The sequence below is a fragment of the Streptomyces sp. NPDC091377 genome (assembly GCF_044757045.1).
Lineage (GTDB): Bacteria > Actinomycetota > Actinomycetes > Streptomycetales > Streptomycetaceae > Streptomyces.
In genome coordinates this window covers 18,739-38,994 of record NZ_JBIVUE010000019.1, presented here as the reverse complement: position 1 = coordinate 38,994, position 20,256 = coordinate 18,739, and the positions used below count along the sequence as shown (strand labels likewise).

At 72.0% G+C, this 20,256-nt stretch carries 22 protein-coding genes; 18 read left to right on the top strand and 4 right to left on the bottom strand.

What is annotated here, in order from left to right; genetic code table 11:
• Positions 1 to 69: 69 nt before the first annotated feature.
• From ACIQNG_RS31540 to ACIQNG_RS31475, 14 genes are all read left to right on the top strand, one after another.
• Positions 70 to 261, top strand: coding sequence for a hypothetical protein (locus tag ACIQNG_RS31540; protein ID WP_401489714.1), 192 nt, complete (start codon positions 70 to 72; stop codon positions 259 to 261).
• Positions 258 to 446 (top strand): hypothetical protein, encoded by a 189-nt coding sequence (locus tag ACIQNG_RS31535; protein ID WP_401489713.1) that lies wholly within the window; start codon positions 258 to 260, stop codon positions 444 to 446. Before ACIQNG_RS31540 ends, ACIQNG_RS31535 begins: the two co-directional genes overlap by 4 nt.
• 220 nt (positions 447 to 666) lie before the next feature.
• A complete protein-coding gene (locus tag ACIQNG_RS31530; RefSeq protein ID WP_401489712.1) occupies positions 667 to 1,179 on the top strand; it encodes a hypothetical protein in 513 nt (170 codons plus the stop codon).
• Positions 1,180 to 1,392: 213 nt separating this feature from the next.
• Positions 1,393 to 1,611, top strand: coding sequence for a hypothetical protein (locus ACIQNG_RS31525; RefSeq protein WP_401489709.1), 219 nt, complete (start codon positions 1,393 to 1,395; stop codon positions 1,609 to 1,611).
• A gap of 254 nt (positions 1,612 to 1,865) precedes the next feature.
• Positions 1,866 to 2,006: a hypothetical protein gene (locus tag ACIQNG_RS31520; RefSeq protein ID WP_401489707.1), complete on the top strand. Its 141-nt coding sequence runs from the start codon at positions 1,866 to 1,868 to the stop codon at positions 2,004 to 2,006.
• 241 nt (positions 2,007 to 2,247) lie between these two features.
• Positions 2,248 to 3,123, top strand: a complete 876-nt coding sequence (locus tag ACIQNG_RS31515; protein WP_401489706.1) for an endo alpha-1,4 polygalactosaminidase — start codon at positions 2,248 to 2,250, stop codon at positions 3,121 to 3,123.
• A 193-nt stretch (positions 3,124 to 3,316) separates the two neighbouring features.
• Positions 3,317 to 3,661, top strand: a complete 345-nt coding sequence (locus ACIQNG_RS31510) for a DUF3817 domain-containing protein (protein WP_401438788.1) — start codon at positions 3,317 to 3,319, stop codon at positions 3,659 to 3,661.
• A complete protein-coding gene (locus ACIQNG_RS31505; RefSeq protein ID WP_401489702.1) occupies positions 3,658 to 3,954 on the top strand; it encodes an MTH1187 family thiamine-binding protein in 297 nt (98 codons plus the stop codon). Before ACIQNG_RS31510 ends, ACIQNG_RS31505 begins: the two co-directional genes overlap by 4 nt.
• A 157-nt stretch (positions 3,955 to 4,111) precedes the next feature.
• The gene (locus ACIQNG_RS31500; protein ID WP_401438783.1) at positions 4,112 to 4,864 is read left to right on the top strand and encodes a hypothetical protein; all 753 of its coding nucleotides are present in this window, start codon (positions 4,112 to 4,114) and stop codon (positions 4,862 to 4,864) included.
• Entirely contained in the window at positions 4,861 to 5,571 is a 711-nt protein-coding gene (locus ACIQNG_RS31495) for a DUF4166 domain-containing protein (protein ID WP_401489700.1), read from the top strand. Before ACIQNG_RS31500 ends, ACIQNG_RS31495 begins: the two co-directional genes overlap by 4 nt.
• Complete coding sequence (locus ACIQNG_RS31490) at positions 5,568 to 6,218, top strand: TetR/AcrR family transcriptional regulator (RefSeq protein ID WP_401438777.1); 651 nt, start codon at positions 5,568 to 5,570, stop codon at positions 6,216 to 6,218. Before ACIQNG_RS31495 ends, ACIQNG_RS31490 begins: the two co-directional genes overlap by 4 nt.
• A 754-nt stretch (positions 6,219 to 6,972) precedes the next feature.
• On the top strand, positions 6,973 to 7,482 hold the full coding sequence (locus ACIQNG_RS31485; protein ID WP_401438774.1) for a MarR family winged helix-turn-helix transcriptional regulator: 510 nt from the start codon (positions 6,973 to 6,975) through the stop codon (positions 7,480 to 7,482).
• 97 nt (positions 7,483 to 7,579) lie between these two features.
• Positions 7,580 to 7,918 (top strand): DUF3817 domain-containing protein, encoded by a 339-nt coding sequence (locus ACIQNG_RS31480; RefSeq protein ID WP_401438771.1) that lies wholly within the window; start codon positions 7,580 to 7,582, stop codon positions 7,916 to 7,918.
• Positions 7,919 to 8,025: 107 nt separating this feature from the next.
• On the top strand, positions 8,026 to 9,726 hold the full coding sequence (locus ACIQNG_RS31475) for a methylmalonyl-CoA mutase (protein WP_401489698.1): 1,701 nt from the start codon (positions 8,026 to 8,028) through the stop codon (positions 9,724 to 9,726).
• Between the two features lie 112 nt (positions 9,727 to 9,838).
• On the opposite strand, the gene ACIQNG_RS31470 is transcribed toward ACIQNG_RS31475, so the two are convergent.
• Positions 9,839 to 10,456, bottom strand: a complete 618-nt coding sequence (locus ACIQNG_RS31470; RefSeq protein ID WP_401438765.1) for a TetR/AcrR family transcriptional regulator — start codon at positions 10,454 to 10,456, stop codon at positions 9,839 to 9,841.
• A 305-nt stretch (positions 10,457 to 10,761) separates the two neighbouring features.
• Between ACIQNG_RS31470 and ACIQNG_RS31465 the strand changes: the two genes are divergently transcribed.
• From ACIQNG_RS31465 to ACIQNG_RS31450, 4 genes are all read left to right on the top strand, one after another.
• Positions 10,762 to 11,739 carry a tetratricopeptide repeat protein gene (locus ACIQNG_RS31465; protein ID WP_401438762.1) on the top strand — a complete coding sequence of 326 codons (978 nt, stop codon included), beginning with the start codon at positions 10,762 to 10,764 and terminating at the stop codon, positions 11,737 to 11,739.
• A gap of 709 nt (positions 11,740 to 12,448) precedes the next feature.
• Positions 12,449 to 13,084, top strand: a complete 636-nt coding sequence (locus tag ACIQNG_RS31460) for a DUF6230 family protein (RefSeq protein WP_401489695.1) — start codon at positions 12,449 to 12,451, stop codon at positions 13,082 to 13,084.
• A gap of 250 nt (positions 13,085 to 13,334) precedes the next feature.
• Positions 13,335 to 13,811, top strand: coding sequence for a DUF6114 domain-containing protein (locus tag ACIQNG_RS31455; protein WP_401438756.1), 477 nt, complete (start codon positions 13,335 to 13,337; stop codon positions 13,809 to 13,811).
• Entirely contained in the window at positions 13,801 to 15,183 is a 1,383-nt protein-coding gene (locus ACIQNG_RS31450; protein WP_401489693.1) for a hypothetical protein, read from the top strand. Before ACIQNG_RS31455 ends, ACIQNG_RS31450 begins: the two co-directional genes overlap by 11 nt.
• 161 nt (positions 15,184 to 15,344) lie before the next feature.
• Here ACIQNG_RS31450 and pyk read toward each other — a convergent pair whose 3' ends face one another.
• From pyk to pta, 3 genes are all read right to left on the bottom strand, one after another.
• On the bottom strand, positions 15,345 to 16,775 hold the full coding sequence (gene pyk / locus ACIQNG_RS31445) for a pyruvate kinase (protein ID WP_401438750.1): 1,431 nt from the start codon (positions 16,773 to 16,775) through the stop codon (positions 15,345 to 15,347).
• A 90-nt stretch (positions 16,776 to 16,865) separates the two neighbouring features.
• Entirely contained in the window at positions 16,866 to 18,083 is a 1,218-nt protein-coding gene (locus ACIQNG_RS31440) for an acetate kinase (RefSeq protein WP_401489690.1), read from the bottom strand.
• On the bottom strand, positions 18,080 to 20,188 hold the full coding sequence (pta, locus tag ACIQNG_RS31435; protein WP_401489689.1) for a phosphate acetyltransferase: 2,109 nt from the start codon (positions 20,186 to 20,188) through the stop codon (positions 18,080 to 18,082). The genes ACIQNG_RS31440 and pta overlap by 4 nt, the downstream gene beginning before the upstream one ends.
• Positions 20,189 to 20,256: the final 68 nt, after the last annotated feature.

The window sequence follows — 20,256 nt, the reverse complement described above, 5'->3', positions numbered from 1 at the left end:
TCCCGTCCGGCTCCCGTCCCTTCCCCGCAGTGCGCGGGCGCTGTTCGCCCGGCCGCCGCACGGGTTCGGGTGCCCCGTTCCCCCTACGGTCTGCACGAGCCGCTCGACGGCACGGGTACGGCCCTCATCCGCCCCTACCTGATCGCCGCCGAACGAGAACGCGAGCAGCGGCAACGGCGGCGGACTGTCCTGGTACTCGCTCCTGGCTTCGGCATCGACCTGGACCGGCACGTCATCGGGGCGAGGGGGGCCGTGCGATGAGCGGGCCCACCGTAGAGGGGCACCGGTCGGCGGAGTGCGCGCTGGCCGCGCGGCCGGAGTACGAGCGCCTGCACGACGACTGCCGCCAGACGAAGGACGTGCCGTTGCCCCACGGCGGGGGCACGGTGCTCGTCCCGCGCTGCGCCTGCCCCTGCCACAGGCAGGGTGCGGAGGGGGAGCGGTGAACGCGGGTACCAAGCCCGCTCCGGGCAGGTCGCGGATGACGATCGAGACGTACCGGGTCGGTGCGGACCGCAAGCCGAAGGGCCCGGTCGTACGACGTACCTACCGGGCCATTCCGGGTCCGCTCGCGACGGTGTCTCAGGCGTGGCCGCCGTGCCGGTGTGCGCGCTGCCGGCTGCCGTGACACGGGTGGCCTGTCGTGGCGCGGGCGGGGGGTGTGACATGGCGGCGGAACCTGGAGCGCGGGAGCGGCGGATATGCGGGGCGGGCGCGATCATGCCGGTGGACCTGGTGGCGCTGATGCTCGCTCACGTCGAGGACGACAGCGACCCGGGCGGTTCGGTCCCGTACATGCTGCGCTGTCCGCTGGAAGGACACGGGTCCGGTCCGCACCATGCCCTGACGTGGGTTCTGGACGACCCGCGCGAGGGTGAGGTGTGGGCGCAGTGGGACGACGGGCGCGACCCGCACGGGTTCCTCGTGCTGCCCGACTGCAACACCCTCAACCGTGGGGCGCCCGGCGCCACCGAGGAAGCGTGCGGGCTGTTCGCCGGGCATCCGGGCGGCCACAGCTTCGAGTTCGCCGATCCGGTGCGGGAGGCGTTCGAGCGGTCGCCGCAGTACCGGCGGGTGATGGCTGCCGTGGATGAGGGGACGCGCCGTGCGGAGCCGGATCCTCCGGACCATGCCACGGGCGCGCAGCACCCCACGCAGGGGTGGGCACCGCCCGCATGAACGCCCCTCCGCCCGCGAGGCAGCAAGGCCCCGGGCGGAGGGAGCACCCCGTGCGGGGCGGGCAGCCCTCCAGGGGCCCCCGGGCGGCGGGTGCTGGCCGTTATCCGTCTCCGTCTCCGTGTCCGTGTCCACGCTGCCGTGCGGAAAGAGGGCGGGCGGCCCCCGACATCTGTTGTTGCGAGCACCCCGTGCGAGGGGAGAGGAGTTGCGAAGGTGAGTGAGCCGCAGGGTCCGTACGGGAGCGATGACGGAGTGGATCCGCTGATGGCCGCGTTCACGGCGCTCAGGGTCGCCCAGACGATCCTGGACGTGGTGCGCGAGCGCCTGGACGAAGCGCAGCGCGCGGAGACCGGGCGGTGCCGGGCGGCGGCCTGCTCGCTGCGGACGGGCCGCACGGGCAGACGCGCCGGGGGTGACAGGCGCCGAACCTGACCCGCCCGGTACCCCTCCGTGGAGGGTGGCGGGGGCGCGCGGTCGCCCTCTCGGAGAGGGGCCATTGGGCGCGTAGTGAGGGGGGGGGCTTCAGCAAGCGGCCCCCCGGCCCCCCCGGGCGGCCTGTGAACGGCGTCCCGTGCCCTGGGCACGCCGCTTTGCCATACAGCGGACGCCCGTGCGGACCACCCTTCTTCGCGTGTGGCTGGACGTCGGCCGGATCGCGGTCGCGGGTGCCTCGGTGGGGGGCGACGATGGCCGCGGCGCTCACCCTGCTGGCCAAGGAGCGCGGCGGGATGCTCAACGCCCTGCGGAAGACCCACGTCGCCGAGGCCGCGATCCAGCAGGCCGTCACAACCCTGCGCGCCGCCTTCGGCACGGACGGGGCGGCGTGACGCCGGTGATCGGTCGAGGGGCGTGAGGCCCGGGGTCGGTTGAGCGGCGTGATGCCGGTGACCGGTCGACCGGTGTGATGCCCCGGTTCGGTCGAGCGGCATGATGATCGTGCGCAGGGCGCCATCCCGTGGCCGTGTGTCCGACCGACCCGGGTCCGACAGGGTCCGACCCTCTTCCGACCGCGTGTGCCGCACCCCGCACCCCGCACCTCGTGCCCGCCGACGACAGGAGCCCCCGCCCATGTCCCGCCGCCCCCGCCCCGCCCTTCCGCGTGTGCCGAGGGCGCTGGCCCTGTGCGGGGCACTGGCGCTGGCGCTGGCGGTGACCGGATGCTCAGGGACGGACGGCGGCGGCGGTGGAGACAAGACGGGGCGCGGGAGTGGTGACCCCACCTCCGAGGTCACCCTCCCCGAGCCCGGCGTCGGCTTCGACTACCAGATCGGCGCCCCCTACCCGCCCCCCGACGGCGTCCGGGCCGTCTCCCGCGACCGGGAGGCGAAGCCCGCCCCCGACGTCTACAACCTCTGCTACGTCAACGCCTTCCAGGCCCAGCCCGACGCCACCGGCTGGTGGCGGGAGCACCACCCCGACCTGCTCCTGCGCGACGACGAGGGCGGGCTGGTCGTGGACGAGAACTGGGACGAGGCCCTGCTCGACCTCTCCACCCCGGCCAAGCGGGAGCGGCTCGCGGAGGTCGTGGGGGAGTGGATCGACGGCTGCGCCGACTCCGGACACCAGGCCGTCGAGGCGGACAACCTCGACTCCCACGAACGCTCCGACGGGCTGCTGACCGCCGAGGACGACCTCGCCTTCGCCGAACTGCTCGTCGCCCGCGCCCACGACCAGGGTCTCGCGATCGGCCAGAAGAACGCGGCGGACCTCGCCGACCGGGGCCGTGAGCTGGGCTTCGACTTCGCGGTCGCGGAGGAGTGCGGCCAGTACGACGAGTGCGACGCCTACGCGACGGCCTACGACGACCGGGTCTTCGTCATCGAGTACGAACCGTCCGGACTGGCCGCCGCCTGCCGGGACTGGGGCGCCCGCCTCTCCATCGTCCTCCGCGACCTCGACGTGACCTCCCCGGCCGACCCGGCGTACGAACGCCGTACCTGCTGAGAGGCGGGCCCGACGACCCGCCTCCCAGCCCACGTTCGCTCCCGGACGAGACTTCGCTCACGCGAGCCGCCCCCCGGTCAAGAGATGCTCATCTCGCCTGCCACAATGGGTGAACGTTTGTGCTTCCGTTCACAAAGCGGCCGGTCCGCCGCGGACCGGCCACCGGAAACCCCCGACACAGCGAAGGTGACCCGTGGACATCAAGACCGCCGGCGCGCTGCGCCGCCTCCGCCTGGTCTCGGCCCCCGAGGCCATCTCGTTCCTCGTCCTGCTCCTCTGCTCGGTGCTGAAGCGGACGACCGAATTCAATGCGGTGCCCGTGATGGGCGCGGTCCACGGCGTGCTGTTCATCCTGTACGTGATCTTCTGGGCGGACGCCTGGAACAAGGCCAAGTGGCCGGTCAAGACGGCCGCCCTCTACTTCGTCCTCTCCGTCCTGCCCGCCGGTGGCTTCTACGCCGAGCGGATGCTGAAGCGTGAGGCCGAGGACGCGGTGATCGCCTCGCGCGCCCGCAAGGAAGGGGTCGTGGGCGCGTGATCGTCGCCTTCTCCGTGACGCCGCTGGGTGTCGGCGAGGACGTGGGGGAGTACGTCGCCGACGCCGTGCGCGTGGTGCGCGAGTCGGGGCTGCCGAACCGCACCGACGCCATGTTCACCTCGATCGAGGGTGAGTGGGACGAGGTGATGGACGTGATCAAGCGTGCCGTCGCCGCCGTCGAGGCCCGCGCGCCCCGGGTGTCCCTGGTCCTCAAGGCCGACATCCGGCCCGGCGTGACCGACGGACTCACCGCCAAGGTGGAGACGGTGGAGCGCCACCTCGGCACCGCCTGAGGCACGCCGCCCCCCGCAGAGCCCCGAGAACCCCGGCCCCCTAAGGCCGGGGTTTTTCTCGTCCCCACTCTTTGAGCGTTCGCTCAAAACCCGTTACGGTGTCGGAAGCAGTGTTTGAGCACTCGCTCAAACGCGAGGTTGAACTGGGGGACGAGCCATGAGGCTCTACATAGAGGCGTACATCCGCGCCGACCTCGACACCCTGTGGGCCGCCACGCAGGACCCGTCCCGGCATCAGCGCTGGGACCTCCGCTTCACCGAGATCGCCCACCTCCCGCGCGCGGAGGGCGAGCCGCAGCGCTTCCGCTACGCCACGCGCGTCCTGCCCTTCCTCACCGTCTCCGGCACCGGCGTCTCCGCGGGCGAGCGGGAACGCCCCGACGGCACCCGCACCTCCGCCCTGCGCTTCGCCTCCCCGCACCCGCTCTCCCTGATCGCCGAGGGCGGTGGCTACTGGCGCTACGTCCCCGCCGCCGATGGCGTGCGCTTCCTCACCGGCTACGACTACCGCCCCCGCTGGGGCCGTTTCGGCGCGCTCGCCGACCGGCTGGTGCTGCGTCCGCTGATGGGCTGGGCCACGGCCTGGTCCTTCGACCGGCTCCGGCTCTGGCTGGAGCGCGGCATCACCCCCGAGCGCGCCTTGCGGTCCTGGCTGACCGGGCTCGCCGTACGCGCCCTGGTGATCACGGTCGCCCTCACCGGGCTCGGACTGGAGTCGTTCCTGCGGCTGTTCGGCCCGTTCGCCGCGCCGATGGCGTATCTGTGCCCGCTGCTGCTCCTGGTCGCCGTCTGCCTGGCGCTGTTCCTGCCGCCCCGGCCCGGCACCCCCGCGGCCCGCCGCTGTCGGCGCACCCCGCCGACCGGCGCGGGCGCCCCGGGACTGCTGCGCAGCCTGGAGAACCCCCGATGACCTCAGCGCCCCCGCCCGCGACCACCCCCGTCTCCCTCTTCCACGCCGCCATGGGCGCCGACTTCGACCGCCTCCACCCCCGACTCCGCCGCCGCTTCTCGGTCGGTCTGCGCGGCGGCGAGGCGTGCACCGGGCGGGGGGTGATGGACCGGATCTGGCACGGCGGGGCGTTCGTCAAGCCGTTCCTGGCGGTCGGCGCCACCCGCAACATCCTGGTGCCGCGCGAGGGCCGTGACGTCCCCTTCGTCATCGAGAATGTGCCGTACGCCGACACCTTCGGGCGTGAGACGGTGAGCTTCGTGCGCACCTTCGACCTCCCCGGTGGCCCGCGCCGCTTCGACGCCCAGATGGTGCTCGACCCCCGCGGCGACCGGGTCCTCGACTATCTGGGCACCCATCAGCACCTTGCCACCGAACTGCGGCTGCGTGCCGAGCCCGACGGCTCGTTGCTGATCCGCTCCGGCGAGCACCGCTTCCGGGAGGGGCCGGTGGATGTGCGGGTGCCCGCGCTGATCGGGGCGACGGCGGAGGTACGGGAGTCGTACGACGACCGTTCGGGACGCTTCCGGATCAGGGTGCGCGTGGTGAACGACTGGTTCGGACCGCTCTTCGGCTACGAGGGATCGTTCACGGTGAGCTACACCGACGTCCGCCGCCATGGCGTGCGCCCCGGGCTGCGGCCGGTGCGCGAGGAGGCCCGCGCGTGAGTCCCGAGACCGCGAAGTCCCTGGAGACCAAGGCCAAACTGCTCGACGGCGCCTTGCGCACCCTCACCGAGCAGGGCATCGCCAAGACCTCGGCCCGTACGGTCGCGGCGGCGGCCGGGGTCAACCAGGCGCTGGTCTTCTACCACTTCGGCACCGTGGACGAGCTGCTCGCGGCGGCCTGCCGCTACGGCGCCGAGCGGTCGGTGGCCCCCTACCGGGAACGGTTCGCCGCCGTCACCTCGCTCACCGAACTGCTGGCCGTCGGGCGGGAGATCCACACGGCGGAACGGGCCGGCGGCCATGTCGCCCTGCTCGGCCAGCTCCTCGCCGGCGCCCAGACCCACAAGAGCCTCGGCCCGGCCACCGCCGCCGGACTGGAGCTGTGGATCGCGGAGATCGAGCGGGTCCTCGTCCGGGTGCTGGCGGCCACCCCGTTCGGCGAGTTCACCGACCCCGCCGGACTGGCCCGCGCGGTCGCCGCGTCGTTCGTCGGCATCGAGCTGTACGAGGGGGTGGACGCCGAGGGCGCCACGGCCGCGCTCGACGCGCTGGAACAACTCGGCGCGCTCGCCGCCGCGTTGGAGGACCTCGGCCCGGTGGCCCAACGTGCGGTCCGGCACCGCCTGCGCCGCACGACCCGCCCCTGACGCCCTCCGGGCACCCCAACGGTCCGACCGCCCCCGCCCCCCGATCCACGCCGCACGCGGCGCCCACCACCACACCGGCCTGACGGCCCCGGGATCCGGGCCGGGACCCGGCGGGCCGGGCATCCCCGGGGCCCACCCCGGCGGTCCCGGGGTCCGGCCTGGCATCCCCGGGGGCCCACCCCGGCGGCCCCGGGGGCCCACCCCGGTGGCCCCGGGATCCGGCCTGGCATCCCCGAGATCCGGCCCGGCGGTTCCGAGATCCGGCCCGGCGGTTCCGGGATCGGGTCCGGCGGTTCCGGGGTCCGGCCTGGCGGTCCGGGAACCCTGCCGGCACCTCGGGGACCCGGTGGAGCGTCCCCGGTGGAAGCCGCGACTGCGGCAGATCCGGCCTGCCGGTCCCGGGACCGGCCTGGCCCCCCCGAAACCCCAGCCCGGTGTCCGCGAGACCCGGGCCGGGATCCGGCCCGGCGGTTCCGGAACCCAGCTCGGCACCCCGGGCCGGAGTCGCGACTGCGGCAGATCCGGTCCATCGGTCCCGGAACCCAGCCCGTCACCCCTGGGACCCGCGACAGCGTCGGCTGGAACCGCGCCCGGTGTCCGTTGGTGCGGGAGGTGGTGCGGAGCCGGGCCGCGGAGCCGGGCCGCGGAGGGCGGTCCGGGGGCGGTCCGGGGGCGGTCGGGAGGCGGGAGCGCCGGGGACCGAAGGGCGAGACAGGGCTGACCGGGATATGACCGACGGGTAGGGTCTGATGCCGTGTCGAAGCCGCTCAGTCTCTCGTTCGATCCCATCGCCCGCGCCGACGAGCTGTGGCAGCAGCGCTGGGGCGGGGTGCCGTCCATGGCCGCGATCACCTCGATCATGCGGGCGCACCAGATCCTGCTCGCCGAGGTGGACGCCGTCGTCAAGCCGTACGGGCTCACCTTCGCCCGTTACGAGGCACTGGTCCTGCTCACCTTCTCCCAGCGCGGCGAGCTGCCCATGTCGAAGATCGGCGAGCGGCTGATGGTCCACCCGACATCCGTCACCAACACCGTCGACCGGCTGGTGAAATCGGGGCTGGTCGCCAAGCGCCCCAACCCCAACGACGGCCGTGGCACCCTCGCCGTGATCACCGAGAAGGGCCGCGAGGTCACCGAGTCCGCCACCCAGGACCTCATGGCCATGGACTTCGGACTGGGTGTGTACGACGCCGAGGAGTGCACCGAGATCTTCGCGATGCTGAGGCCGCTGCGGGTGGCGGCGCAGGACTTCGAGGAGGAGTGAGGACGGCCACCGCCGGGCGCCGGGGTGCTGAACGCCGGCTTCCGCGAGCGGCGCCCCGCCGCAAGATCGCCCGTGACGTGCCGATACGCTCGACGGCATGAAAAAGAGCGTGCTGACCCGCTACCGCGTCCTGGCCTACGTCACCGGCGTGCTCCTGGTGCTGCTGGTCTTCTGCATGATCGGCAAGTACGTGCTGGAGATCGACGGCGCGGACGGCGCGACCCAGGTGGTCTCGATCGCGCACGGCTGGCTGTACGTGCTCTACCTGGTCTTCGCCTTCGACCTGGGCTCCAAGGCGAAGTGGCCGGTCGCCAAGCAGCTGTGGGTGCTGCTCGCGGGCACCGTCCCGACCGCCGCCTTCTTCGTGGAGCGCAAGATCTCCGCCGAGCTGGAGGGCCGGATCGAGCGCCCCGCCCCCGAGGCCGCCAAGGTCTGACGGACCCCGCCGTACGCCCCTGCGTACGGCGGTTTCTCCGGCCCTATTACTAGGACATCCTAGTAAGCGGTCGACATTTACTTGGACGTCCTAGTAAATTCGATGGTATGGACGCTGAAGCCATCGAGGAGGGCCGCCGTCGCTGGCAGGCCCGGTTTGACGCCGCCCGCACGCGGGAGGCCGACTTCACGACGCTCTCCGGAGATGCCGTGGAACCGGTGTACGGGCCCCGGCCCGGAGACCGGTACGAGGGGTTCGAGCGCATCGGATGGCCGGGGGAGTACCCCTTCACCCGGGGTCTGCATCCGACCGGCTACCGGGGGCGGACCTGGACGATCCGGCAGTTCGCCGGGTTCGGGAACGCCGAGCAGACCAACGAGCGGTACAAGATGATCCTGGCCGCGGGCGGCGGCGGGCTCTCCGTCGCCTTCGACATGCCCACCCTCATGGGACGCGACTCCGACGACCCCCGCGCCCTCGGCGAGGTCGGCCACTGCGGGGTGGCCATCGACTCCGCCGCTGACATGGACGTGCTGTTCAAGGACATCCCCCTCGGGGACGTCACCACCTCCATGACGATCAGCGGACCCGCCGTCCCCGTCTTCTGCATGTACCTCGTCGCCGCCGAACGCCAGGGCGTCGACCCGGCCGTCCTCAACGGCACCCTCCAGACGGACATCTTCAAGGAGTACATCGCCCAGAAGGAGTGGCTCTTCGAGCCCGAGCCCCATCTGCGCCTCATCGGCGACCTGATGGAGTACTGCGCCCGCTCCATCCCCGCCTACAAGCCGCTCTCCGTCTCCGGCTACCACATCCGCGAGGCTGGCGCGACGGCCGCACAGGAGCTGGCCTACACCCTGGCCGACGGCTTCGGGTACGTGGAACTGGGGCTCTCCCGCGGCCTCGATGTCGACGTCTTCGCCCCCGGACTCTCCTTCTTCTTCGACGCGCACCTCGACTTCTTCGAGGAGATCGCCAAGTTCCGCGCCGCCCGCCGCATCTGGGCCCGCTGGATGCGGGACGTCTACGGCGCCCGCAGCGACAAGGCCCAGTGGCTGCGCTTCCACACCCAGACCGCCGGAGTCTCGCTCACCGCCCAGCAGCCGTACAACAACGTGGTCCGCACCGCCGTCGAGGCGCTCGCGGCCGTCCTCGGCGGCACCAACTCGCTGCACACCAACGCCCTGGACGAAACCCTCGCCCTCCCCTCCGAGCAGGCCGCCGAGATCGCCCTCCGTACCCAGCAGGTGCTGATGGAGGAGACCGGCGTCGCCAACGTCGCCGACCCGCTGGGCGGCTCCTGGTACATCGAGCAGCTCACCGACCGCATCGAGGCCGACGCCGAGAAGATCTTCGAGCAGATCAAGGAACGCGGGCTGCGGGCCCACCCGGACGGCAGGCACCCCATCGGTCCGATCACCTCCGGCATCCTGCGCGGCATAGAGGACGGCTGGTTCACCGGCGAGATCGCCGAGTCCGCCTTCCGCTACCAGCAGTCTCTGGAGAAGGGCGACAAACTGGTCGTCGGCGTCAACGTCCACACCGGCTCGGTCACCGGCGACCTGGAGATCCTCCGTGTCAGCCACGAGGTGGAACGCGAGCAGGTCCGCTCCCTGGGCGCCCGTAAGGGTGAACGCGACGACGCCGCCGTCCGCTCCGCCCTGGCCGCCATGCTCGCCGCCGCCCGCGACGGCTCCAACATGATCGGACCCATGGTCGACGCCGTCCGCGCCGAGGCGACCCTCGGCGAGATCTGCGGGGTCCTGCGGGACGAGTGGGGGGTGTACACCGAACCTCCCGGGTTCTGACCCGTGCACCCGTGCACCCGTGCATCCGCGCACCCGTGCATCCGCGCGGGCACGGGAGCGTGGCTCCGGCCGCCGGTCGATCCGGCCGACCGGTTCGGCCCGGCCGCCGGTCCTAGCCGGTCGCGCCCCGCACACCGCTCAGCAGGACGTTCGTGAAGCCGCGTACCCACCGCTCGTCCGCCGCGCCCGCGCTCACCAGCGTCCGGTGGATCACCGCGCCCGCCACCACGTCGAAGATCAGGTCCGCCGACCGGGTCGCCTCGTCCGGGTCGGGCTCCGGGGCCAGTTCGCCCCGCTCCTGCGCCCGGGCGCGGCCCTCCAGCACCAGACCCTTCTGGCGGTCCACGATGGAGGCGCGGATCCGGGCGCGCAGGGCCTCGTCACGGGTGGCCTCCGCGACCACCGCCATCAGGCCGCTCCTGGCCTCCGGGCGGGCCAGGATCGCGGCGAACTGGAGCACCACGCCCTCGATGTCGGCGGCCAGACTGCCCCGGTCGGGCAGCCGCAGTTCGTCGAACAGTTCGGCCACCGCGTCCACGACCAGCTCGTTCTTGCCCGCCCAGCGGCGGTACAGGGTCGTCTTCGCCACCCCGGCACGGGTCGCCACATCCGACAACGTCAGCTTCGACCAGCCCAGTTCCACCAGCGCCGCCCGGGTCGCGCCGAGGATCGCGGCGTCCGCGGCGGTGCTGCGCGGACGCCCGCGCGGGGCGGGTATGCGGCTCTGCATCCCCCGACCCTAACCGGCGCCCCCGGGAGCGGACCCGGCCCGCGCCGCGGTGCCGTGAGGGAGATCACCGGGAGCCGGGTCCCCGCGCACCTGCGCTGCCATTACGCTACGACGCGTAGCGAAAGCAGGGGCCAGGGCTTGCGCTGCCGCCCGTGACGGACGTACACGGGCGTCGGTCACACGGCGCGGGTGGGGACCCGGTGCCGTACGGCACACCCCCGGCCCGACCGGGCCCGGCACACCGGGCGGGACCGGCTTTCGGCATCGTTTTTCCCACAGGCGGGGGAACGGGGGAGGATGGACACATGCAGCCACGGAACATGTCCATGAGCGGTGTCGTCGACCTCGCCGCGGTGAAGGCCGCCCAAGAAGCCAAGGCGAAGGCGGAGCAGACACGCGCCGAAGCGGCCAGGCAGGGCGGCGGCGGTGCCGTCTCCCCGGCCGATCTCGTCATCGACGTCGACGAGGCGGGATTCGAGCGCGATGTCATCCAGCGCTCCGCCGAGGTCCCCGTCGTCCTCGACTTCTGGGCGGAGTGGTGTGAGCCCTGCAAGCAGCTGAGCCCGGTCCTGGAACGACTCACCGTCGAATACAACGGCCGGATCCTGCTCGCCAAGATCGATGTCGACGCCAATCAGATGCTGATGCAGCAGTTCGGGATCCAGGGGATCCCCGCGGTGTTCGCGGTCGTCGCGGGGCAGGCGCTGCCGCTCTTCCAGGGAGCCGCCGGCGAGGCACAGATCCGGCAGACGCTCGACCAGCTCGTCCAGGTCGCCGAGGAGCGCTTCGGACTGACCGGACTCGCCGTCGACCCCGACGCCGTGCCCGGTGACAGCGCGCCCGGCGAGGACGAGCTTCCGGCGGGCCCCTACGACGCCCTCCTCAACGCCGCCGCGCAGGCGCTGGACGCCGGTGACCTCTCCGGAGCGGTCCAGGCGTACCGGAACGTGCTCGCCGACGACCCCGCCCACCCCGAGGCCACGCTCGGCCTCTCGCAGGCCGAGTTGCTCCAGCGGGTGCAGGGCCTGGACCCGCAGCAGGTGCGCAAGGACGCCGCCGAGCGGCCCGCCGACGTACCGGCGCAGATCGCCGCCGCCGACCTCGATCTGGTCGGCGGGCATGTCGAGGACGCCTTCGGGCGGCTGATCGACACCGTGCGGCGCACGGCCGGCGACGACCGGGACGCCGTACGGCTGCGGCTCCTCGAACTCTTCGAGGTGGTCGGCGGCGACGACCCGCGGGTGGCCACCGCCCGCCGCGCGCTGGCCCGCGCGCTGTTCTGATCCATCCCCTGCCGGCGCCCGCCGGGCCGGCGTCCCCGGGTCCGCCGGGGGCGGTGGTCCACCTACGTCGCTCTCTTTCCGGCTCTTTCCGGTTCCGCCCCATTCACCCGCTGAATGGGGCGAATTGGTGGTCGGCGCGGAGGTCGGTAAGCGGTTACGTTTTGCCAAAACTTGGCCGACGCGACTGCTGTTACTGCCAGTAAGTCGGGCTCGATGATGTGCCGGATCTGTCCGGCGATCCATGCGAATGTTCTGCCCTTCGGTCGTACCCAGCGTCGCCGTTGCGAGCCCCTGTGCCGTGGCGTGGTTACCGGGCCGTTACTAGCCGGTAACGACCCCCCTTGTGCGGGCGGCCAGAATGCACCACGATCGGCGACGCTCGGTCCAATTCCCGTTGTCCCGGCAGCCGGCCGGGACGCGGACTCACTGGGTCCCCACCGAGCGGAGCGGGCGGCAGTGGCGCCCGGCTCCTGGACAGGGGGGTCTTCGCCCGCGGGCGAAGCCTGTCCGGCAAGGTTGTGCGTGATGCGTGTCAGGCGCGACCAGTGGTTGTCGCTCGGGGGAGATCGCCGGTGATCGAGGGTGCGGAACGCGCCTCCGGGCGCGGGCGCTCCTTCCCGAGGACGTAGCACTTCTCCCATCCCTGCCGCGGCGATGCCGTCTTCCGGGCGGGCCGGGGCAGGAGATGTACGTCCGAGAAGGAGGAAATATGGAGTCCCAGGTGCGTGGTGGGACGAGATGGAAGCGGTTCGCCGTGGTGATGGTGCCCAGTGTGGCCGCCACGGCCGCGATAGGCGTCGCCCTCGCGCAGGGCGCTCTCGCCGCGTCGTTCAGTGTTTCGGGCCAGTCGTTCAAGGTCACGACCAAGCAACTCGACGGCGAGGGTTTCGTCCAGTACGGCGCCCTCGACGAGGGATACACGCTCAAGGGTGACAAGACGGTCCGCCCGGTCGCCGTCTCGGCCTTCAGTACCGCCACCATCCAGAGCCTGTGTCAGTCGGTCGTCACCCCGAACATTCCGGTGCTCGGGAATGTCAGCCTGATCCTGCGGGCCGGTGACGGCGCCGAACCGGTCCTGGCCGAGAACCTGTACATCGATGTCGCCCAACTGGAGGCCGATGCCACCTTCCGGGGCATTGACATCGGTGTCGCGGCCAAGGACGCCAACAAGGGTCCCGGCATGAAGGGCGGCAAGGAGCGGGCCAACCCCTTCGGGTTCTCACAGCAGTCCGACTCGGTGACGCTGAAGGACGTGAAGCAGACGGCGTGGGCGACCTCGGCCGGCACGTTCAAGCTCAGCGGACTGAAGATGTCGGTGTCCACGGGTGTCAAGGAGTGCTACTAGGCACTCGCCGACGGGCGGGGCGCCGACGGCACCCCGCCCGTTCACCCCACACCCCCCAACACCCCGCACCCCACACGCCCATGCCCCCACCCCCCAACACCCCCCCACACCCCCGCATCCCCCTACCTCCCCACCTCGACACCCCCACCCCCCTCGCTCCGCCACGCGCACACCAGCGCGGCGCGACCTCTCTCCATCACTCTCCACAACTCTCCACCAGAGCAACGCCGTTCCAGGGAGCTGTTTTCCAATGAGCGCCGAGACCCCCGCCGTAGCCGGCCAGTTCACCCGCCGCAGGCTGCAGTTCCGCTCGTGGCGGGGCACCCGGCCGTTCTGGGCCGGACTGTTCGTCATGCTCGGCGGACTCCCCATCGCCTACTTCCCGTACGCGAACATCCGGATCGGGCATCTGACGCTGGCGATGGCCACCACCGCGGGCGCCGGATCGCTGATCATCGGGGTGCTCCTGGTCGTGCTGGGCTTCAGCCTCTGGTTCCAGAAGCACGTCCAGGTCTTCGCGGGTGTCGCCGCGATCCTGCTCGCCCTGGTCTCCATCCCGGTGTCCAACCTCGGTGGCTTCCTCATCGGCTTCCTGTTCGCCCTGGTCGGCGGCGCGATGGCCGTGGCCTGGGCCGACGGCGTACCGCCCGCGCCGGTGGAGAAGACCGACGGACTGTCAGGAACGACCCCCGCCAACGAGGCGAACGGGAGGCACAGTGCCGGCTGACGAGGTGGCCCGCGGGACCGACGCGGCGGCGGACCGGGTACGGACCGGACCACGCCACGCGGCGCCCAGGAAGCCGCTGTTCACCAGGTTCCACATGCCCGCAGGCAAGGCGATAGCCCTGGCGGCGATGCCCACCGCGGTCCTGATGGGGATGGGGTTCACCCCGAAGCTCGCCCTCGCCGAGGACCGCCCGGCGCCGCGCAGTCTGACCGCGGACGAGTACGAGGACTGCGTCACCGCGCTGAAGGCCGCCGAGAAGGAGCCCGGCGAGGACACTTCCGCCTCCCCCTCGCCCGCCGAGACCCAGGAGGAGTCTCCCGAGCCGACGCCGTCCGAGACGGAGCCGGACGCGGCCGACCCGACGCCCGGCGGCGGCGCCGGGGACCCGACGGACGACGCCTCTTCGCCGGATTCAGGTTCCGACGACAAGGCCGACCCCGCCCCGTCCCCGGCACCTTCCGGCGGGACCGGTGACACCGCGCCCGAGGCAGGGCGGCCGTCCCCGACGCCCTCGCGGGGCGGCGGCCTCCTGGACAGCGTCGGGGACGCCGTGGAGGACGTCGTGGGCGGGATCGCCGACGGCGTGAAGGACCTCACCGGGGGCGGCGCGAAGGAGGACGGGGCCGGTCCCGCCCCGAAGCCCTCGCCCTCCGGCGGCGCGCAGAAGCCCCCGGACGACGACACCGAAGGCGACACCGAGGGCGGGACCGAGCCCTCGGGGGGTGCCGGTGACCCGTCCGGGGAGCCGACCGGTCAGCCCACGGAAGAGCCCACGGAAGAGCCCTCGGAGGAACCCACCGAGGAGCCGACCGAAGAACCCACCGAGGAGCCGTCGGCCACCCCGACACCAACACCGACACCGAGCGCGTCCGCGAGTGACGGTCCGCGTCCGGAGGACTGTCCGGTCGCCACCGACGCGCAGGGCGGCGTGGACAACCCGGTACCGGTGCCGGACGACCCCTGGTACCTGGACGCGAGTTCACTGCTGCTCAAGGGCGCCGACTACCAAGGGGTCGTGGAGGTCAGGACCGCGAGCGGCGTCAAGAAGAAGGCGCTGAAGTACGTGGTCTCCCACGGCACCGACATCGGGGATCTGCACCAGACGGTCCACGACGACCAGGCGGACTCGACCTACCACGTGCAGGCCGCCGAGGGCTCGACGTCGACCATCCGCGACGGCGAGACCGTGATGTACACGGAGAAGATCTCCGGCAAGCTGCTCGGCCTGATCGAGGTGGAGTTCAGCCCGGAGAAACCGCCCCCGCTGAACATCCCGCTCATCTACTTCACCGAGGTGACGGTGGTCCAGGCGGCCCAGTTCGGCGGCACCCTGCACATCCCCGGCATGAAGGTGTACACCACCCCGCGCTGACATCCCCCCCCACAGCCGAGGGCGCCCCTGGTCGACCAGGGGCGCCCTCGGCGACGTACGGCCGGAGCCGTCGTCGTACGGCCGGAGTCTGCGTCGTACGGCCGGAGTCTGCGTCGTGCGGCCGGAGCCGGCGTACGAGACGGTCCTGCGGCCGGCCCGGGTCAGTGGCGGAGGCCGTCGCCCAGGTGGTGGACGCGGACCATGTTGGTGGTGCCGGGGACCCCGGGGGGCGAGCCCGCGGTGATCACCAGGACGTCACCGGTGTCGAAGCGGTTGAGCTTGACGACCTCCTGGTCCACCAGGTCGACCATCTCGTCGGTGCTGTTCACGAGCGGCACGACGTGCGGCTCCACGCCCCAGCTCAGCGTGAGCTGGTTGCGGGTCGCCTCGTCCGTGGTGAAGGCGATGATGGGCGGCTGGGCGCGGTAGCGGGACAGCCGGCGGGCGGTGTCACCGGACTTGGTGAAGGCGACCAGGCCCCTGCCGTCGAGGAAGTCGGCGATCTCGCAGGCGGCGCGGGCCACCGAACCGCCCTGGGTGCGCGGCTTCTTGCCCGGCACCAGCGGCTGGAGCCCCTTGGAGAGCAGTTCCTGCTCGGCGGCCTGGACGATCTTCGACATGGTCCGCACGGTCTCGACCGGGTACGCGCCCACGCTGGACTCGGCGGACAGCATCACCGCGTCGGCGCCGTCCAGGATCGCGTTGGCGACATCGGACGCCTCGGCGCGGGTCGGCCGCGAGTTGGTGATCATCGACTCCATCATCTGGGTCGCCACGATCACCGGCTTGGCGTTGCGCCGGCACAGCTCGATCAGGCGCTTCTGCACCATGGGGACCTTTTCGAGCGGGTATTCGACGGCCAGGTCGCCACGGGCGACCATCACCCCGTCGAACGCCATCACGACGTCCTCCATGTTCTCGACCGCCTGCGGCTTCTCCACCTTGGCGACGACGGGGACGCGCCGGCCCTCCTCGTCCATCACCCGGTGGACGTCGGCCACGTCCTTGGCGTCCCGGACGAAGGAGAGCGCGACCAGGTCGCAGCCCATGCGCAGCGCGAAACGGAGGTCCTCGACGTCCTTCTCGCTGAGCGCGGGGACGTTGACGGCGGTGCCGGGCAGGTTGATGCCCTTGTGGTCGGAGACCACGCCGCCCTCGATGACGATCGACTTGACCCGCGAGCCCTCGACGTCCAGCACCTTCAGCTCGACGTTGCCGTCGTTGATCAGGATCTGGTCGCCGCGGGTGACATCGCCGGGCAGGCCCTTGTAGGTGGTGCCGCAGATCGTCTTGTCCCCGGGGACGTCCTCGGTGGTGATGGTGAACTCGTCACCGCGCACCAGTTCCACCGGGCCCTCGGCGAAGGTCGCCAGCCGGATCTTGGGGCCCTGGAGGTCGGCGAGGACCCCGATGGCCCGGCCGGTCTCCTTGGCGGCGGCGCGCACCCGGTCGTAGCGACCCTGGTGCTCGGCGTGGGTGCCGTGGCTGAAGTTGAAGCGGGCCACGTTCATGCCGGCCTCGATCAGCGCGACGAGCTGCTCGTGGGAGTCGACCGCGGGGCCGAGAGTACAGACGATTTTCGAACGGCGCATGAGGGCGATCCTATCGGTTTGTTTCGCTGCGGAATATTCCGGCCAGCGGAAGATACAAATGGGCGGCCCGGTGCTCAGCCGAGTATTTCGCTACGTGCTTTCGGGACCGCCCTTTCCGACCAGTGCGTAGGTCTGTGTCGCGATCTCCAGTTCCTCGTCGGTGGGCACCACGGCCACCGCCACCCGGGCCGCGGGGGGCGAGATCAGCCGCGCCCCGTCCGCGCGTACGGCGTTCAGCCCGCCGTCGACCCGGATGCCCAGCTCATCGAGGCCCGCGAGGGCTGCCTCACGCACCGGCGCCGCGTTCTCGCCGACCCCGGCCGTGAACGCGATCGCGTCCACCCGGCCGAGCACGGCGTAATACGCGCCGATGTACTTCTTCAGCCGGTGAATGTAGATGTCGAAGGCGAGTCGCGCCTGTTCGTCGCCCTCGTCGATCCGGCGGAGGATCTCCCGCATGTCGTTGTCCCCGCACAGTCCGATCAGCCCGCTCCTCTTGTTGAGAAGAGTGTCGATCTCGTCGGCGGACATTTCACCAACACGCATCAAATGGAAGATGACGGCCGGGTCCAGATCTCCGGAACGGGTACCCATCACCAGCCCTTCCAAAGGAGTCAGTCCCATGGAGGTGTCCACGCACCGCCCGCCGCGCACCGCCGAGGCGGACGCCCCGTTGCCCAGGTGCAGCACGATCACGTTCACGTCCTGCGGCGCCCGGCCCAGCAGCTTCGCGGTGGCCCGGGAGACGTAGGCGTGGGAGGTGCCGTGGAAGCCGTAGCGGCGCACCCGGTGGGCGTCGGCGGTCGCCACGTCGAGGGCGTAGCGGGCCGCCGACTCCGGCATGGTGGTGTGGAACGCCGTGTCGAAGACGGCGACCTGCGGCAGGTCGGGGCGCAGCGCGCGGGCGGTGCGGATCCCGGTGAGATTGGCCGGGTTGTGCAGCGGCGCCACCGGGATCAGCCGCTCGATCTCGGCGAGGACGGAGTCGTCGACGACGGTCGGCTCGGTGAACCGCTGCCCGCCGTGCACCACCCGGTGCCCGATCGCCACCAGCTCGGGCGAGTCCAAACCCAGGCCGTCCCGGTCCAGCTCGGCGGCGACGGCCTTCAGCGCGGCGTCGTGATCGGCGATCGGGCCGTCCTGGGCGCGGGTTTCGCCGCCCGCCGGGGTGTGCCGGAGCCGGGAGGTCCGCTCACCGATCCGCTCCACCAGGCCCTGGGCGAGGAGGGCGCTGTCGCTCATGTCGAGCAACTGGTACTTGAGCGAGGAGGAGCCGGAGTTGAGCACGAGGACACGGGTGCCGGTCACTGGGCGGACGCCTTCTGGTCGGGGGCGGGCAGGTCGGTGGGGGACTGGGCCTGGATCGCGGTGATGGCGACGGTGTTGACGATGTCCTGGACGAGGGCGCCCCGGGACAGGTCGTTGACCGGCTTGCGCAGCCCCTGGAGCACCGGGCCGACGGCGATCGCGCCCGCCGAGCGCTGGACCGCCTTGTAGGTGTTGTTGCCGGTGTTGAGGTCGGGGAAGATCAGCACACTGGCCTGCCCGGCGACCTCGGACTCCGGCAGCTTGGTGGCCGCGACCGACGGCTCCACGGCCGCGTCGTACTGGATCGGCCCCTCGATCCGCAGGTCGGGCCGCCGCTCGCGCACCAGCCCGGTCGCCGCGCGCACCTTGTCCACGTCGGCGCCCGAACCCGAGGTGCCGGTGGAGTACGACAGCATCGCGATCCTCGGCTCCACGCCGAACTGCGCCGCCGTCGCGGCCGACTGCACGGCGATGTCCGCGAGCTGCTCGGCGTTCGGGTCCGGGTTGACCGCGCAGTCGCCGTAGACCAGCACCTTGTCGGCCAGGCACATGAAGAACACCGACGACACGATCGAGGAGCCCGGCTCCGTCTTGATGATCTCGAAGGCCGGGCGGATGGTGGCGGCGGTGGAGTGCACCGAGCCCGACACCATGCCGTCGGCGAGGCCCTCCTCGACCATCAGGGTGCCGAAGTAGTTCATGTCCGAGACGACGTCGTAGGCCAGCTCGACCGTCACGCCCCGGTGGGCGCGCAGCTCCGCGTACCGCTCGGCGAAGGCGTCGCGCAGGTCGCTGGTGGCCGGGTCGATGAGCTGGGCGTCGCCGAGGTCGATCCCGAGGTCGGCGGCGCGCTTGCGGATCTGGTCGACGGGGCCGAGCAGGGTGAGGTCGCACACACCCCGGCGCAGCAGCACCTCGGCGGCGTGCAGCACGCGCGGCTCGGTGCCCTCGGGGAGCACCACCCGGCGCCGGTCGGAGCGGGCCTGCTCCAGCAGCTGGTGCTCGAACATCATCGGGGTGACCCGGTCGCTGCTGGGCGCGCTGACCCGCTTCAGCAGCTCGGCGGTGTCGGCGTACCGCTCGAACAGGCCGAGCGCGGTCTCCGCCTTGCGCGGGGTGGCCGCGTTGAGCTTGCCCTCCAGGGAGAAGAGCTGCTCGGCGGTGGGGAAGCTGGTGCCGGAGACCGACAGCACGGGGGTGCCGGGGGCGAGCCGGGCGGCGAGGGTGAGGATCTCCGCGCTGGGCACCTCGTCCAGGGTGAGCAGCACACCGGCGATGGGCGGGGTGCCGGCGCTGTGCGCGGCGAGCGCGCCGATCACCAGGTCGGCCCGGTCACCGGGGGTGACCACCAGGGAGCCGGGCTTCAGGGCGGCCAGGAAGTTCGGCAGCATCGCGCCGCCGAAGACGAAGCCCAGCGCGTCCCGGGCGAGCCCCGAGTCGTCGCCGAGGACCACTTTCGCGCCCAGGGTGTGGGCGATCTGGGAGACGGTGGGGGCGGCCAGGGCGGGGTCGTCGGGCACCACGTAGCAGGGCACCGGCAGCCGGTCCGCGAGCCGCTCGGCGATGGTGTCCCGGTCCTCGCGGGCGACCCGGTTGGTGACCATGGCGAGCACGTCGCAGCCCAGTCCGTCGTAGGCGCGGTAGGCGTTGCGGGTCTCGGCCAGCACCGACTCGGTGTTCTGGCCGCGTCCGCCGACCACCGGGATCACCGACGCGCCGAACTCGTTCGCGAGCCGGGCGTTCAGGGCCAGCTCGTCGGGGAGCTGGGTGGCGGCGTAGTCGGAGCCGAGGACGAGGACGACGTCGTAGTCCCTGGCCACCAGGTGGAAGCGGTCGACCAGGGTGGAGACCAGTTCGTCGGTGCCGCGTTCGGCCTGGAGGGCGGAGGCGGCGTGGTAGTCGATGCCGTAGACGGTCGCCGGGTCCTGGCCGAGCCGGTAGCGGGCGCGCAGCAGCTCGAAGAGCCGGTCCGGGCCGTCGTGGACGAGCGGGCGGAAGACGCCGACCCGGTCGACCTGCCGGGTCAGCAGTTCCATGACCCCCAGCTCGACGACCTGGCGGCCGTCGCCGCGGTCGATACCGGTCACGTACACGCTGCGGGTCACGCGTGCTCTTCCTCTCTCTCGGTGACTCTCGGTCGGTGACGGGCGGGACGCCCTGTCGGTGACGGGTG